Genomic DNA, 14129 nt, shown 5'->3' with positions numbered 1-14129 from the left:
CCGGCGCGATGGGCAAGCAGGCGTCGAGCAAGCGTGACTACGGCGCGCGAAGGCCGGCGCCAAAGATCGCCGGTCCGCGCGCTGCACGGCGCCGACGCCAGCCGGCCGGACCGCAGCGTTCAGATCGCGAGCCGCTGGATGCGATGCGCGAACCGCGCGCGTTCGGCGTCGCCCATGAGCGAAAGGAACTGCTCGGCGCCCATGTGGACGAGTTCTTCGTGATCGCCGGCCTCGAAGTAAATGTCCGGCTGCTGCGCGAGGCTTTCGTCGAGATACGTCTTCATCCCGTAGGCGGTGCAAACGGGCGGCAGCGCGCCCACGTCGCAATCCTTGAAGAGCTCGCGCAGGTCCATCTCCCGCGCAAGCGTCAGGCGGCGGCCCGTTTTCGCCCATAGCTCGGAGAGCCGCACAGCGTAGGTGGAGGGCAACACTGCGGCCACGTAGCCCTGCTCGTCTTCGAGCAGCACCGTCTTGGCCAGCCGGTCGCCGGGCACGTGCGCCGCGACCGCGGTCTCGACACTCGAATGACTGTAGGGGTGATGCACGATCTCGTAGCGGGAGCCCTTGCTGCGCAGGCACTCCTCGAGGGTGGCTGACATCGGCATGACGCACCTCCATGAAAAGAGCGGTCGACGAAAACAGCGCGTGTGCCATCCAGCATAGGTCGCTTTGCGGCGACCTGCCGGCCCGGTCAGTGTCTCGCATGGCGGTTTCGCCAAAGCGCTTCGGCAAAATCCTCACCTCGCCTTACTGCGCCGCAACATTCATTCCTCAGACGGTTTCGAGACAAATTCGCGCTTCTCTCGCCTTTCGTCTGGTTTTTTCGCGCTACGTACGCGCTTTTCGTATCGGCCACGCGCTGCGAATAATTTCCGATTTCTTTCGAGTTTTTTTCAACTACCGTCATGCCACCCGGCAAAAGTTCGCATTGCGAATACCGCCGCGGCGACTTCCACGACCGGAGCGTGTCATGACGACAAGTACCAAAGTCTCCATTTGCCTGCCGACGTGCGACCGTCCGCACCTGATCGTGCGATGCATCGACTCGTGTCTCGGACAGACCCACGCCGACCTCGAGATCCTGATCGGCGACGACTCCCGCGACGACCGCACCGAGCGGCTCATCGCCACGCGCTACCGGCACGAGCCGCGCGTGGTCTACCAGCGCAATACGCCGCCGCTGGGCCAGGCACGCAACGTCGAGAGCCTCTTTGCCCGCGCAAGCGGCGACAAGATTCTCCTGATCCACGACGACGACTCCCTCATCACGAACGGCGTGGAGCGGCTCCTTGCGCAATGGGAGCGGCATCCGGGGCTCGAGGTGGCGTTCGGCAATCAATACGAGGTAGACCAGCACGGGCGCGTCGATCTCACGGCGAGTCGCAAGCTCAACGCAGCATTCCATCGAACGCCGCGCGCAGCGGGACTGCAGCCACAGCCGGGCCGCGTGGGTCTCGTGCAGATGTTTCCCAACAATGGGTGGATGGCCAATGCGGCGCTCGTGAAGCGCATCGGCTACGACGGACACTACGGCACGTGCTGCGATTTCGTGTTCGGCACGCGCCTGTGCCTCGCGGCGCAGCAGGTCTGCTATGTGGACGAATACGTGTCGTGCTACCGCAAGACCGACGTCTCCGTTTCGCAGTCCACGCGCCATACGACGAGCGCGGCGTCGATGGCCGCGTGGCAGTTCGTAAAGGGGCTCGCGCTGCCTGCGGCACTCGAGCCGGCCCGCAAGGTAGCGCTGCGCCGCCTCGTGCCCATCGTGGTCTCGCTCTACGCGCGCAACGGACAGGCCCGCGCGGGGCTCAATCTCGCACTCCATCATCTGCACGCCTACCGCTACGGACTGAGCCCTCGCCTCTACTATCACCTGCTCATGATCGGCAAGGCAGCGCGGCATGCGCACGAGGAACCGGCGCCCCTGGCGGGCGAGCAGGTGGTGGACACGACCAGGGTGCGGCTGCCCTGAGTGTGTCGCTGAAGCGTTCGCAAGGGCGTGCGGCGCGCGCCCTGCCCTTCAGCTTCCGACATCAGGGTTCGTGCCGCAGGTAACCTTCCGCGGACGGATCGCGCATGCGCAGCGACACGATGCCGGCCAGTGCGCACATGGCCGTGACGTACCAGTAGAACATCGACTCGCTGCCCGCCTGCTTGAGCCAGAGCGCGACGTACTCGGCCGAGCCGCCGAAGATCGCGTTGCCCACCGCATACGAGAGACCGACGCCGATTGCGCGCACTTCAGGCGGAAACATCTCGGCCTTGATGAGCCCGCTGATCGACGTATAGAAACTCACGATGGCAAGCGCGATCGTAACGAGCACGAAGGCCGCGACCGGGCTCGTCACGCTCGCGAGCGCGTGCAGCAGCGGCACGGTGCCGAGCACGGCGAAGAAGGCAAACAGCAGCATGGACTTGCGCCGGCCAATACGGTCCGACAATGCGCCGAACAGCGGCTGCATGACCATGTAGGCGAAGAGCGCGCCCGTCATCACGTTGCTCGCGGTCTTCGCGTGCATGCCGGCCGTGTTGACGAGGTACTTCTGCATGTAGGTCGTGAACGTATAGAAAATCAGCGAGCCGCCCGCCGTGAAGCCCACCACCGTCAGGAATGCGCCGCGATGCTGCCAGAGGCCGCGCAGCGTGCCGGCTTCGCGGCGTCGGCGGGTTTCCTCCGTCGTGGTTTCATCGAGCGATTTGCGCAGATAGAGCGACACGAGGGCCGCGAGTGCGCCTACGACGAACGGCACGCGCCAACCCCACGCCTTGAGTTCTTCGCTGCTGAGCGCCTGTTGCAGGATCACGAGCACGAGCAGCGCGCAGAGTTGTCCGCCAATCAGCGTCACGTACTGGAACGATGCGAAAAAGCCGCGCCGGCCGCGCAGCGCCACCTCGCTCATGTAGGTGGCGCTGGTGCCGTATTCGCCGCCCACGGAAAGACCCTGAAACAGCCGGGCGACGAGCAGCAGCGCCGGCGCGAGCGCGCCGATCTGCGCGTAGGTGGGCAGCACGGCAATGACGAGCGAGCCGCCGCACATCATGAAGACCGAGATCATCATCGCGGTGCGCCGGCCATGCCGGTCCGCGAGCCGGCCGAAGAACCAGCCGCCGATAGGACGCATCAGGAAGCCCGCGGCGAACACGCCCGCGGTGTTGAGCAACTGCGTCGTGGTGTTGCCGCTAGGGAAGAATGCCGGGGCGAAATACAGCGCGCAGAACGAGTAGACGTAGAAGTCGAACCACTCGACGAGATTGCCCGACGATGCCCCGACAATGGCGAAAATGCGGCGGCGCACGTCTGCGGCATCGGGCGCGGCGATAGCGGTCTGGTCTGTCATGCTGGGTGGGTCCTCTGGCTGGATAGAGACGGCGGTCGTGATGCCGCCTTGCCGGCCCCGCCTCTTGCTGGGCGGGCGCGCGCCGGAGTCGGCAGATCGTAAGATTCGGCGCCGGCGTATCTTAGCGGATATCCCAGAAAGCTGACTGAATAGTTTTAGAAAGGAATGCGCGGCGGGTGAATGCCGATGTGCGCTCCGGCTAATGACGCCGGGGGATTGTCCGCGCGTGCCGTGGAGGCCGTCGCTTAAGACCGCCAGCAACAAAAAAAGCCAGCCCGGAGGCTGGCCTTGCATGGCATGTTGCAGTGGTCGCTATAACCGCTGAGCAGGAAGCCCGCCATGCCCCCTACCCGTTTTGCGCGAATCTAGAGCCTCAGCGCCGGCGGCACGTACCGGCACTCGTAGCGCTTCCTGACCGTACCGTTCTCGTCCACGCTCTCCAGGTACACGTCGAATTGCCAGAGCCGCGCCATGTGCTTGAGTACCTCGTCGCTATCGCTCGACAGGTGCCGGTTGTCGCTCATGAAGTGGCGCAGTGTGAGACTCCGGTCGCCACGCGTGTTGACCGACCACACCTGGATGTTCGGCTCGCGGTGATGGATGTCGTACTGCCGCGAAAGCGCCTGACGCACGTACTGATAGCCGCTGTCGTCGTGGATGGCCGAGACTTCGAGTGCATCGCGCATGTCGTCGTCGAGCACCGAGAAGAGCCGCATTTCGCGGATCAGGTGCGGCGACAGATATTGCGCCACGAAGCTCTCGTCCTTGAAGTTGCGCATCGCGTAGTGCAGCGCCGGCAGCCAGGGGCTGCCCGCCAGTTCCGGGAACCACTGCCGGTCTTCTTCCGTAGGTGACTCGCAGATGCGGCGAATGTCGCTCATCATCGAAAAACCAAGCGCATACGGATTGATGCCGCTGTAGTAGGGCTTGGTGACGGGCGGCTGGTAGATCACGTTGCTGTGCGAATGGAGAAACTCCATCATGAAGCTATCTTCCAGCTTGCCCTGGTTGTAGAGCGTATTGAGCAGGGTGTAATGCCAGAAGGTAGCCCAGCCTTCGTTCATGACCTGGGTCTGCCGCTGCGGATAGAAGTACTGGCCGATCTTGCGCACGATGCGGATGACTTCGCGCTCCCACGGCTGCAGCAGCGGCGCGTTTTTCTCCGCGAAATACAGCAGGTTTTCCTGTGGCTCGGGCGGAAAACGTTCCTCGACTTCTTCGGCCATCTGCAACGGCCGTGTGGGCAAGGTGCGCCACAGGTCGTTCACCTGCGACTGCAGATACGCCTCGCGTTCGCGGCGCATCGCTGCCTCGCGCTCCAGTGAGAGCTTTTGCGGCCGCTTGTAGCGGTCCACGCCATAGTTCATGAGCGCGTGGCACGAGTCGAGCAACTCTTCGACGCGGTCGAGCCCATAGCGCTCCTCGCACTCGGCGATGTAGTTCTTCGCGTAGACGAGGTAGTCGATGATGGCGTGCGCGTCGGTCCACAGCCGGAACAGGTAGTTGCCCTTGAAGAACGAGTTGTGCCCGTACGCCGCGTGCGCGATCACGAGCGCCTGCATCGTCATCGTGTTCTCTTCCATGAGATACGCGATGCAGGGGTTCGAGTTGATGACGATCTCGTAAGCGAGGCCCATCTGGCCCCGGCGATAGCTCTTTTCGGTGGAGAGGAAATGTTTGCCGAACGACCAGTGCCGGTAATTGACCGGCATGCCGACGGACGCGTAGGCGTCCATCATCTGTTCGGCGCTGATGACTTCGAGCTGGATCGGGTAGACGTCGAGTTCGTATTGCTCCGCAACACGGGCGATATGCGTGTCGTACTCTTCGATCAGCTCAAAGGTCCAGTCTGACGGGCACGGCAACGGCCTTCTGTCGGCTACGTTCATACGGACTTCCCTTTGCCCGGCGACGGGCATTTCGGTGCGCCCCCGCGCTTCACCCTGCTCGGTTGCGCTCTGCGCGGCTTCCTTCTGAACGCGCGGCTCGTCGTGCTTCTGCGAGCCCGCGTCTTTGCCGCGCTCCGGCTGGTAACCGCGCGCTTCGTTATCCAGATGCCGGGTCGTCATGATGCGGCCGCCTGCTTTTCAAACAGCTCCCGGAACACCGGATAGATATCGGCGGCCGTTTCCACCTTCTTCATCGCAAGGTGCGGGACGGTTTCCGCCAACTGGGCGTACTCGAGCCAGAGGTTCTGCTCTTCGGGGGTCACCTGGATATAGGCAAAATACCGCACCTTATCGAGGATGTCATCCGAAAGGATCTTGCGGCACTTTGGCGAGTCGTCGGTCCAGTTATCGCCGTCCGACGCCTGCGCCCCGTAAATATTCCATTCAGTCGGCGAGTAGCGCTCTTCGATGATCTTGCGCATGAGTTCGAGCGCGCTCGACACCACCGTGCCGCCGCTTTCGGTCGAATGGAAGAACGTGTCCTCGTCGACCTCTTCGGCACGCGTGTGGTGACGGATGAACACCACCTCGATGCGCTCGTAATTGCGCTTGAGGAACAGGTACAGCAGGATGAAGAAGCGCTTGGCCAGATCCTTGCGCTGCTCGTCCATCGAACCCGAAACGTCCATCAAACAGAACATCACCGCCTGGCTGGACGGTTGCGGCTGCTTGACGCGGTTCACGTAGCGCAGATCGAACGGGTCGATGAACGGAATACGCCAGATGCGCCCGCGCAGATGATGGATCTCGTCTTCGAGCAGCTTGATCTCTTCGCGCCGGTCCGCCGGGTCGGCCTTGAGCTCTTCGAGCTGCCGTTCGAGTTCGTGCAGCTCGTTGACGAGCGGCGCCCCCAGTGCGATGCGCCGGCCGAGTGCGCTGCGCAGCGAGCGCACCACGTCGATGTTGTTCGGCGTGCCTTCAGCGGCCCAGCCTGCGCGCACGCTCTTCCACGTGGGCACGGCAAGCAGGTGCGTTTTGACGAGCCGCGGCAACTCCAGGTCGTCGAAGAAGTACTGCATGAACTCTTCGCGCGAGAGTTCGAAGACGAAGTCGTCCTGCCCCTCGCCTTCGTTGCTCGCCTGGCTGCCGCCTCCGCCCGAGCCGCCGCCCGGGGGCCGCGGAATGCGGTCGCCGCGAATGTAGTCGGCATTGCCGGGATGCACCATTTCACGCCGACCGCCCGGGCCATGCCGGAACGACGGTTCGGCGATGTCCTTGCGGGGAATGGTGATGCTCTGGGTGTTCTGAATGTCCTTGATGCTGCGGTCACGCACCGCTTCCGAAACGGCGTGACGAATGTAGTTCTTTACGCGACGCAGGAAGCGCTCGCGATTTGCAATGCTCTTGTTCTTGCCGGCCAGTCTGCGGTCGATGATCTGGTGAAGCACATCCGGTCTCCCGCTCCAGTTTTAGAGAGGCGAAGCGCGGGTTGCGGATGCGACGTACGTGTACGTCATCCCGCAACCGGCGGCCATGCGGCCCGCGTCTCGCAAGGTGCCCGCGCGGTCCCCGTCAAGCAGGCTCGCGCGGGCTGTACGCCCGCCGTTTTCATGACGACTTGCGCACACGCAGGTACCAGTCGCACAGGAGCCGGACCTGCTTCGGCGTGTAGCCTTTGGCGACCATCCGGTTGACAAAGTCTTCGTGCTTGCGCTGTTCCTCCGCCGACCCCTTCGCGTTGAACGAAATGACCGGTAAAAGTTCTTCCGTGTTCGAGAACATCTTCTTTTCGATCACGACGCGCAGTTTCTCGTAGCTGATCCAGGCGGGGTTCTTGCCCGCGTTGGCCGCCCGTGCGCGCAGCACGAAATTGACGATCTCGTTGCGGAAGTCCTTGGGGTTGCTGATGCCCGCAGGCTTCTCGATCTTCTCCAGTTCGGCGTTGAGGGCCGCGCGGTCGAAGCTCTCGCCCGTGTCGTGGTCGCGGAACTCCTGATCCTGAATCCAGAAGTCGGCGTACGTCACGTAGCGGTCGAAGATGTTCTGCCCGTACTCGGAGTACGACTCCAGATAGGCTGTCTGGATCTCCTTGCCGATGAACTCGGCGTAGCGCGAGGCGAGTACATCCTTGATGAACGAGAGGTACTTCTGTTCCGTTTCCGGTGGGAACTGTTCGCGCTCGATCTGCTGTTCGAGCACATACATCAGGTGCACCGGGTTGGCCGCAACCTCGGTCGAATCGAAGTTGAACACGCGCGACATGATCTTGAACGCGAAGCGCGTGGACACACCGGTCATGCCCTCGTCCACGCCGGCAAAGTCGCGATACTCCTGGTACGACTTCGCTTTTGGATCGGTGTCCTTGAGGTTCTCGCCGTCGTACACCTGCATCTTCGAGAAAAGACTGGAGTTCTCCGGTTCCTGCAAACGCGTGAGCACCGAGAACTGCGCCATCATCTTGAGCGTGCCCGGCGCACACACCGCACTCGCAAGCGACGAATTGCGCAGCAGCTTCTCGTAGATCTTCATCTCTTCCGAGTAGCGCAGGCAGTACGGCACCTTCACGACGAAGATCCGGTCGAGCAGTGCTTCGTTGTTGCGATTGTTGCGAAATGCCTTCCACTCGGACTCGTTCGAGTGCGCGAGGATCACGCCGTCAAACGGGATTGCACCGAAGCCTTCCGTGCCCTTGAAGTTGCCTTCCTGAGTCGCGGTGAGCAGCGGGTGCAGCACCTTGATCGGCGCCTTGAACATTTCCACGAATTCGAGCAGGCCCTGATTCGCGAGGCACAGGCCACCCGAGTAACTGTAGGCGTCGGCGTCGTCCTGCGCATACTGTTCGAGCTTGCGGATATCGACCTTGCCGACAAGCGAAGAGATGTCCTGATTGTTCTCGTCGCCGGGTTCGGTCTTCGCAATGCCGATCTGCCGCAGGATGGAAGGATAGCGGCGCACCACGCGGAACTTGCGGATGTCGCCGTTGTACTCGTGAAGCCGCTTCACGGCCCACGGGCTCAGAATGCTCTTGAGGTAGCGTCGCGGAATTCCGTATTGCTCTTCGAGGATCGGACCGTCCTCGTCGTAATCGAACAGGCCGAGCGGCGACTCGTTCACGGGCGACCCTTTGATCGCGTAGAACGGCACGCGCTCCATCAACTGCTTGAGACGCTCCGCAATCGACGACTTGCCGCCCCCTACCGGTCCAAGCAGATAGAGAATCTGCTTCTTCTCTTCCAGCCCCTGTGCCGAATGGCGGAAGTACGACACCACCTGTTCGATCACATCTTCCATTCCGTAGAACTCACGGAACGCGGGGTAAACCTTGATCACCTTGTTCGCGAAGATCCGCGAGAGCCGCGGGTCGTTGCGAGTGTCGATCTGTTCAGGCTCGCCAATGGCCGTCAACATGCGCTCGCCGGCGGTGGCGTACGCGGCGGGATTGTCTTTGCAGAGCGCGAGATACTCCTCGAGCGAGAGTTCCTCCTCTCGCGTTTTCTCGAAGCGGGTCGCGAAACTGCTGTAGATATCCATGCTACCTCCTCGCCGAAGTCTGCGACCGATGTCGTGCGCGGCGCGCTAATCGGAAACGACATCGCTCGAATTCATCCTAAACCCTTTTAAATTTTTTTTCACGGGCTCGTTGCTAAAAAAGCGCCGTACTGCGTTCGCGCAAAACGCGCTGGAAAGCGCGTACAGCGTCACCTACAATCTTCGTCCCTGCTGCGTCATTCCTGCGGTACATCTGCTTCGTCAAGCAAGCCTCGATGGGTAACATCAAGACGTCTTGCCCCAACCCCTTCACGCTCTGTCACGCTACGCGACGCACTGTCACGTTCATGGCACATCAGCCCATGCCCGTTAGCACCTTTCCATGGTTGCTGCTCACGGCTCAGCAACGCACAGGCTCTGGTGGTTCCATCCGGTTCGTCTCACCATGTCTGTCGAAGCCATGCGTTCATGCATGGGTAGCGCCGGGGATATCGCTGCCGTTTTCCGTTTCAACGCGCCGACCTCATTGTGCGATTACAGCCTTGGTAGCGTGTTACAACTTCTTCCTGCGCTTCGATGTCACGCCCACCGTGCAAGGGTGATGCCTGCTGTTTCGCAGGCTGCAGCCCGATCGAAGTTGCGTGTTCCGTATGTGTGAAACCTGTGGCGCTTCACCTGCAATAACGGCGGGCGAAACGTTGTCAGCGAGAGGGGTTATCCACGAGAGGGTCTACCCGGACCCGAAGGAAGACGGCACGACCGCGGCGAATGCGGCATGCGCACGCCGGAGGCGGACAGCATGTCGCGGCGCTTGCGCGTCAGCCAGCGACAGGGAAACAGCAGTGAGCGGAAGAAAGCAGAAAAGAAACGGAAAAGAAGCGGAAGAAAGCGGCGAGCGTTAAAGAAGCGAAACCTCGACCTCGCCGAGGCCGTCGATACGCGCATGAACCGCCCCCGGCCCTTCGATGCGATGGGCCCCCACATATGAGCCCGTGGTAACCGTCCAGCCCGGCTTGATCGTGATGCCCATGGCGGCGCAGTGATTGACGAACCAGACCAGCAGTTCGCGGGGATCGCCCGCCGGATTGCCCGGCGCTTCGGGCACGAGCGAACGGCCGTCAAACGACAGTTCGAGTTCTGGGGCGACAAAGTCAAGCGTGCGCGCGAAACCGCTATAGGACACGGGGTGGCCGATCACGAGCGCACCGTTGTTCTGGGCGTCGGCGAGTTGCGCAAGCGGCGCGACGTTGGGCCAGCCTCCAAAGCGGCTATCGACGATCTCGATAGCCGGCAGCACGGAACCGACCAGCGAGAGCACCTCGTCGCGCGCATACGCCTCGCTGCGAGGCGCAATGGCGTGGCCGAAGCGAAACGCGATTTCGAGTTCGATCAGCACACGGAAAAACAGGCCGCGCTCGAGCCGCGCAGGAGATTCGTACACAGCCGTAGCGGGAATGGGCGCACCGGCCGCCTCCCCACCGGGCGAGCGGGCGCCGATCTTCCAGCCGCCTGTCGTCGTGCCGAGCCCCGCAATCACCTTCTGCTGGATGGCGTAGGCGGTGGCCGCGTCCGGCGGCAACGCATCGGCAGACAGCGTCTCGATGAGGCGATGCTCGCGGCGCGCATCGATGAGGTATTGCGCAAGGTCGTTACGCGTCATGTGGGATTCCTCCTCGCTCGCTCCGTTGGTTTGCTGCCGCCCCTGCACCCGCGCCTGCACCTGCGTCTGGCGGCGAAGCGGTGCCGCCCGCATGGCTGCTGCGGCAGATACCGGCGACGCCATCGCGTCAGCATGCTGCGGCTTTGGCCGCCGCATCCGTGCAGGCGGCGTGCCAGGCAGACGCATGGCTACCGCGCACGACAATGTACCGGAACCCGGGCTGCGTCGCGACCGTTCATTTATGAAGAATGAAAAAAAGACCGCCATTGCATGTCATGGCGGTCTTTTCTGGACATTCGCATGCCGCGAATGAAAAGGAATGCGGCTTGCCGGACGCTCTCGCGCGACGCCGATGCGCAGCGCAATCGGCGTCGCGACCGGCGTCGTTTGCAGGTCAGAACGTCTCCCAGTCCTTGTCCGACCCAGTGCTGACGGGCGCAGCTCTCGCTGCCGAAGCGCCTGGCACCGATGCGGCGGGAGAGGGCGAGACCGCAGCGACCGCAACCGTCGAGCCCTTCGCCGCAGCAGACACTGCGCGAGCCGGGGCGCTCGCCCGCGCTCGCGCAACCGGCCTCGCTACGGCGCTGTGCCCTGCCGCCGCCGGCTTCGCCGCCTTCGTGCCCGCCCGAACCGGCTGCGCGAACGTCATCGCCGCGCCGCCCTCGTCCACCTGGAACACCGCCACCGCCTCGCGCAGCTTCGCCGCCTGGTCTTCCAGCGATTGCGCCGCAGCAGCCGCTTCCTCCACCAGCGCCGCGTTCTGCTGGGTCACTTCGTCCATCTGCGTGACCGCGCGCGCCACCTGGTCGATGCCGCTGCTCTGCTCCTCGGATGCCGCGGCGATCTCGCCCATGATGTCCGTCACGCGCTGGACGGCGCCGATGATCTCGCCCATCGTGCGCCCCGCTTCGTCGACCAGCGCCGAGCCCGACTGCACGCGCTCCACGGAGGTGTCGATGAGTTCCTTGATCTCCTTGGCCGCCGCCGACGAGCGCTGCGCGAGGCTGCGCACCTCGCCCGCCACCACGGCGAAGCCGCGTCCGTCCTCGCCCGCGCGGGCCGCTTCCACGGCGGCGTTGAGCGCGAGGATATTGGTCTGGAACGCAATGCCTTCGATGATCGCGATGATGTCCGCGATCTTCGCCGAGCTCTGGTTGATGTCGCCCATCGTGCCCACCACCTGGCTCACCACCGCGTTGCCCTTGTTCGCGATTTCCGATGCATTTGCGGCGAGCGCGCTGGCCTGGCGCGCATTGTCCGCATTCTGGCGCACGGTGCCCGTGAGCTCGTCCATGCTCGACGCCGTTTCCTGGAGCGCCGAGGCCTGCTCCTCGGTACGCGACGAGAGGTCGACGTTGCCCGCGGCGATCTGCCGCGTGGCCGTCGCGATCGATTCGCTGCCGGCGCGCACCGTGCGGACCGTGTCGATCAGGCTCTTTTGCATCTTCGCGACGCCTTCCATCAACTGGCCCATTTCGTCGCGCGAGCGCACCACCACGGCGCGCCGCAGGTCGCCGGCCGCGATCGCGTCGAAGTGTCCGAGCGCCTCCGCGAGCGGTCGCGCAATGGCGCCGCGCAGCGTGAAGAAGGAGAAGAGCGCGGCGCCAAGGCCGACCACGAGTGCGCCGATGCTCGTCATGCGAAAGAAGCCGACCATGGACTGCGTGCTGTCGTAGCCCTCCTTCGCCTGCTGGAACTGCAGTTGCACGAGATCGCTGTCGGCGTTGACGAGGTCGTTGTAGACCTTTTGCAGCCGCTTGGCCGAGTCCGGAATTTTGGACTGGTCGCCGGCGTTGACCGTGGCGGCGAAGGCATCGGCTTCGGTGTGCAGCGCCTCGCGCCTGCCCGCCACCACTTGCGCGAGCCGGTCTTCCTCCGCGCCGCGCGGCAAGGCCAGATACTTCTTCCACCAGTTGTCGGATTCGGTGCGCATGAGCTTCGCGCGTTCCACCGTCGCGGCCACCTCCGAGGTGCCGATCAGGAACGCCGCGCGGTCCAGCGCGAGGCGTTCGCGCGCTGCATAGACTTCCGAGTTCGCGATCGACACGGCGCTCGGCATCTGATTGGTGAAGGTGTTTTTCAGCGCATCGTTGGCCCGCGTGAGCCCGATGAGCCCCAGCACGCTGATGGCCGCGAGCAGCGCCGCGAGAAAAGTCATGGTCAGCCCGATGCGGGCTTTGATGGTGATGCCTTTGTTCATGTTCTTCCTGTGTGCAAAAGCGGGAGGCCGGTTCCGGATGGCCTTGCCAGGGTCTCACTGGCGGCGCTCGATGCACCATCTTCTGTGCGGTGCTATGACGGCGTTTACGGCAAGAAAGCCTGATGCTTGAATCTTTTATATGGTCTGATCATATTCACCATGGAATCAGGTAAAAATTGCAAGACTGAGGAATGATGCGGAATGCGCGTTCGAATAGGCTGTTCATTGGCGCCCGGACGTCGCGCACGGCGCACATGGAAGGACAAGCGGGTACGAGAGGGAGAACCGGCGACGCGCTGTGTAGCGGCGAAAAAGAAAGAAAGTCGGGCCGCCGCGTGCTGCACAGGCAGCATGAAGTTCAGATGATGACCTTCGGAAAACCGGGCGCAGCACACCACGCCGGCTCCGGCAACGCGACGACCGCTATGAAGGAGGCACGCGCGACTGACGAAACGCTCAAGAAGCGGCGACCTCAGCGAGGCGCGGAATGGAAGGCTGGGCGCCTTCACGCGTGACGGAAATAGCCGCCGCACGCTGGGCGAAGCGAATGGCTTCGTCGACGCTCGCGCCTGCCGCGAGTTGCGCCGCAAAGCCGCCAATGAAGGTGTCGCCGGCCGCAGTCGTATCGATGGCGCTCACACGCGGCGCCGGATAGTGCACAGGCTCCATTCCACCAAGCGCGGCGCAGACGCCCTGCGCGCCCAGCGTCACCAGCACATTGCGCGCGCCGGCTGCGCACAGCGTCGCAGCGGCGCGCGCCGCGTCTTCGGGCGTGCTCGCCGGCAGGCCGGTCAGCGTCGCGGCCTCCAGTTCGTTCGGAATCAGATAGTCGATGAGCGGCAGCCACGCTGCGGGCAGCGGCCCGGTGGCCGGCGCGGGATTGAGGATCACGGTCTTGCCGAGCCGGTTCGCCGCCGCCAGCGCGGCATGCACGGCGTCGACCGGCGTCTCCAGCTGGCAGACCACGACATCGGCGGCGGCCAGCACGGCCTCATGTCGCGCAACGGTAGCGGGTGTGAGCTCGCCGTTGCTGCCGGCCACGATGACGATCGCGTTCTGGCTGCTGTCGTCCACGACGATCAGCGCAACGCCGGTCGGGGCGTTTGCGCTCGATTCAAGTGCGGTGCAATCGATGCCTTCGGCAAGCAGGCCCGCGCGCAGCTGCTCGCCGTTCGCGTCGGCGCCCACGCAGCCCACCATCGCCACCCGGGCGCCCAGCCGCGCGGCGGCCACGGCCTGGTTGCCGCCCTTGCCGCCCGCCACCTGGGCGAATGCGTGGCCGGCCAGCGTCTCGCCCGGCTTCGGCATGCGCGGCGCGCGGGCAACCAGATCCATGTTGAGGCTGCCGATCACGGCCACGCGGCCGTGTCTTTTCCCTTGCCTTTGCTCTTGCCCCTGCTCTGCCTTACCCGGGATGCCTGTCATTGCCGCGCTTCCTGCGTTCACTGCGTTCACTGTCGTTGCCGCTGTTTCGTCCGCCACGCTCTTCTCCGCCTTGCCGTCTTTGCGTTGCATCGAGCCGCGCAGGTCTTCGTCGGTCTTCGTCGCGCTTC

General features: G+C 63.7%; 10 protein-coding genes. 2 read left to right on the top strand and 8 right to left on the bottom strand.

Translation table 11 applies throughout. From position 1 onward, the window contains the following. Positions 1-119 precede the first annotated feature (119 nt). Positions 120-605 carry an aminoacyl-tRNA deacylase gene (locus PKKP23_RS29010; RefSeq protein WP_017775902.1) on the bottom strand — a complete coding sequence of 162 codons (486 nt, stop codon included), beginning with the start codon at positions 603-605 and terminating at the stop codon, positions 120-122. Positions 606-970: 365 nt separating this feature from the next. Here PKKP23_RS29010 and PKKP23_RS29005 point away from each other — a divergent pair, with 365 nt between their 5' ends. Further along, a complete protein-coding gene (locus PKKP23_RS29005; RefSeq protein WP_126879394.1) occupies positions 971-1972 on the top strand; it encodes a glycosyltransferase family 2 protein in 1002 nt (333 codons plus the stop codon). Positions 1973-2033: 61 nt separating this feature from the next. Here the strand turns inward: PKKP23_RS29005 and PKKP23_RS29000 are convergent, their stop codons facing one another. The 5 genes from PKKP23_RS29000 to PKKP23_RS28980 all read right to left on the bottom strand — a co-directional run bounded on the left by PKKP23_RS29000 (position 2034) and on the right by PKKP23_RS28980 (position 10376). Next, entirely contained in the window at positions 2034-3338 is a 1305-nt protein-coding gene (locus tag PKKP23_RS29000; protein ID WP_017775904.1) for an MFS family transporter, read from the bottom strand. Between the two features lie 365 nt (positions 3339-3703). Beyond that, complete coding sequence (locus PKKP23_RS28995) at positions 3704-5407, bottom strand: SpoVR family protein (RefSeq protein ID WP_126879393.1); 1704 nt, start codon at positions 5405-5407, stop codon at positions 3704-3706. Next, positions 5404-6675, bottom strand: a complete 1272-nt coding sequence (locus PKKP23_RS28990; protein ID WP_017775906.1) for a YeaH/YhbH family protein — start codon at positions 6673-6675, stop codon at positions 5404-5406. Before PKKP23_RS28990 ends, PKKP23_RS28995 begins: the two co-directional genes overlap by 4 nt. 160 nt (positions 6676-6835) lie before the next feature. Next, complete coding sequence (locus PKKP23_RS28985; RefSeq protein WP_042298762.1) at positions 6836-8758, bottom strand: PrkA family serine protein kinase; 1923 nt, start codon at positions 8756-8758, stop codon at positions 6836-6838. Positions 8759-9614: 856 nt separating this feature from the next. Next, positions 9615-10376 (bottom strand): 2-keto-4-pentenoate hydratase, encoded by a 762-nt coding sequence (locus tag PKKP23_RS28980; protein ID WP_126879392.1) that lies wholly within the window; start codon positions 10374-10376, stop codon positions 9615-9617. Between the two features lie 91 nt (positions 10377-10467). Between PKKP23_RS28980 and PKKP23_RS28975 the strand changes: the two genes are divergently transcribed. Further along, positions 10468-10689, top strand: a complete 222-nt coding sequence (locus tag PKKP23_RS28975; RefSeq protein WP_126879391.1) for a hypothetical protein — start codon at positions 10468-10470, stop codon at positions 10687-10689. An 81-nt stretch (positions 10690-10770) separates the two neighbouring features. Here the strand turns inward: PKKP23_RS28975 and PKKP23_RS28970 are convergent, their stop codons facing one another. Together PKKP23_RS28970 and rbsK are read right to left on the bottom strand one after the other, a co-directional pair. Next, a complete protein-coding gene (locus tag PKKP23_RS28970) occupies positions 10771-12576 on the bottom strand; it encodes a methyl-accepting chemotaxis protein (RefSeq protein WP_126879390.1) in 1806 nt (601 codons plus the stop codon). A 456-nt stretch (positions 12577-13032) separates the two neighbouring features. Continuing rightward, positions 13033-14001, bottom strand: a complete 969-nt coding sequence (gene rbsK / locus PKKP23_RS28965) for a ribokinase (RefSeq protein ID WP_420873256.1) — start codon at positions 13999-14001, stop codon at positions 13033-13035. Positions 14002-14129: the final 128 nt, after the last annotated feature.

This window comes from Paraburkholderia kururiensis JCM 10599 = LMG 19447 (assembly GCF_003986935.1).
GTDB lineage: Bacteria > Pseudomonadota > Gammaproteobacteria > Burkholderiales > Burkholderiaceae > Paraburkholderia > Paraburkholderia kururiensis.
This window is presented reverse-complemented; position numbering and strand designations above follow the sequence as displayed.

What these genes read in the sequence shown, in the direction of transcription:
- PKKP23_RS29010 (WP_017775902.1), bottom strand. Translation starts at nt 605, where the DNA reads ATGCCGATGTCAGCCACCCTCGAGGAGTGCCTGCGCAGCAAGGGCTCC.
- PKKP23_RS29005 (WP_126879394.1), top strand. Translation starts at nt 971, where the DNA reads ATGACGACAAGTACCAAAGTCTCCATTTGCCTGCCGACGTGCGACCGT.
- PKKP23_RS29000 (WP_017775904.1), bottom strand. Translation starts at nt 3,338, where the DNA reads ATGACAGACCAGACCGCTATCGCCGCGCCCGATGCCGCAGACGTGCGC.
- PKKP23_RS28995 (WP_126879393.1), bottom strand. Translation starts at nt 5,407, where the DNA reads ATGACGACCCGGCATCTGGATAACGAAGCGCGCGGTTACCAGCCGGAG.
- PKKP23_RS28985 (WP_042298762.1), bottom strand. Translation starts at nt 8,758, where the DNA reads ATGGATATCTACAGCAGTTTCGCGACCCGCTTCGAGAAAACGCGAGAG.
- PKKP23_RS28980 (WP_126879392.1), bottom strand. Translation starts at nt 10,376, where the DNA reads ATGACGCGTAACGACCTTGCGCAATACCTCATCGATGCGCGCCGCGAG.
- PKKP23_RS28975 (WP_126879391.1), top strand. Translation starts at nt 10,468, where the DNA reads ATGGCTGCTGCGGCAGATACCGGCGACGCCATCGCGTCAGCATGCTGC.
- PKKP23_RS28970 (WP_126879390.1), bottom strand. Translation starts at nt 12,576, where the DNA reads ATGAACAAAGGCATCACCATCAAAGCCCGCATCGGGCTGACCATGACT.
- rbsK (WP_420873256.1), bottom strand. Translation starts at nt 14,001, where the DNA reads ATGACAGGCATCCCGGGTAAGGCAGAGCAGGGGCAAGAGCAAAGGCAA.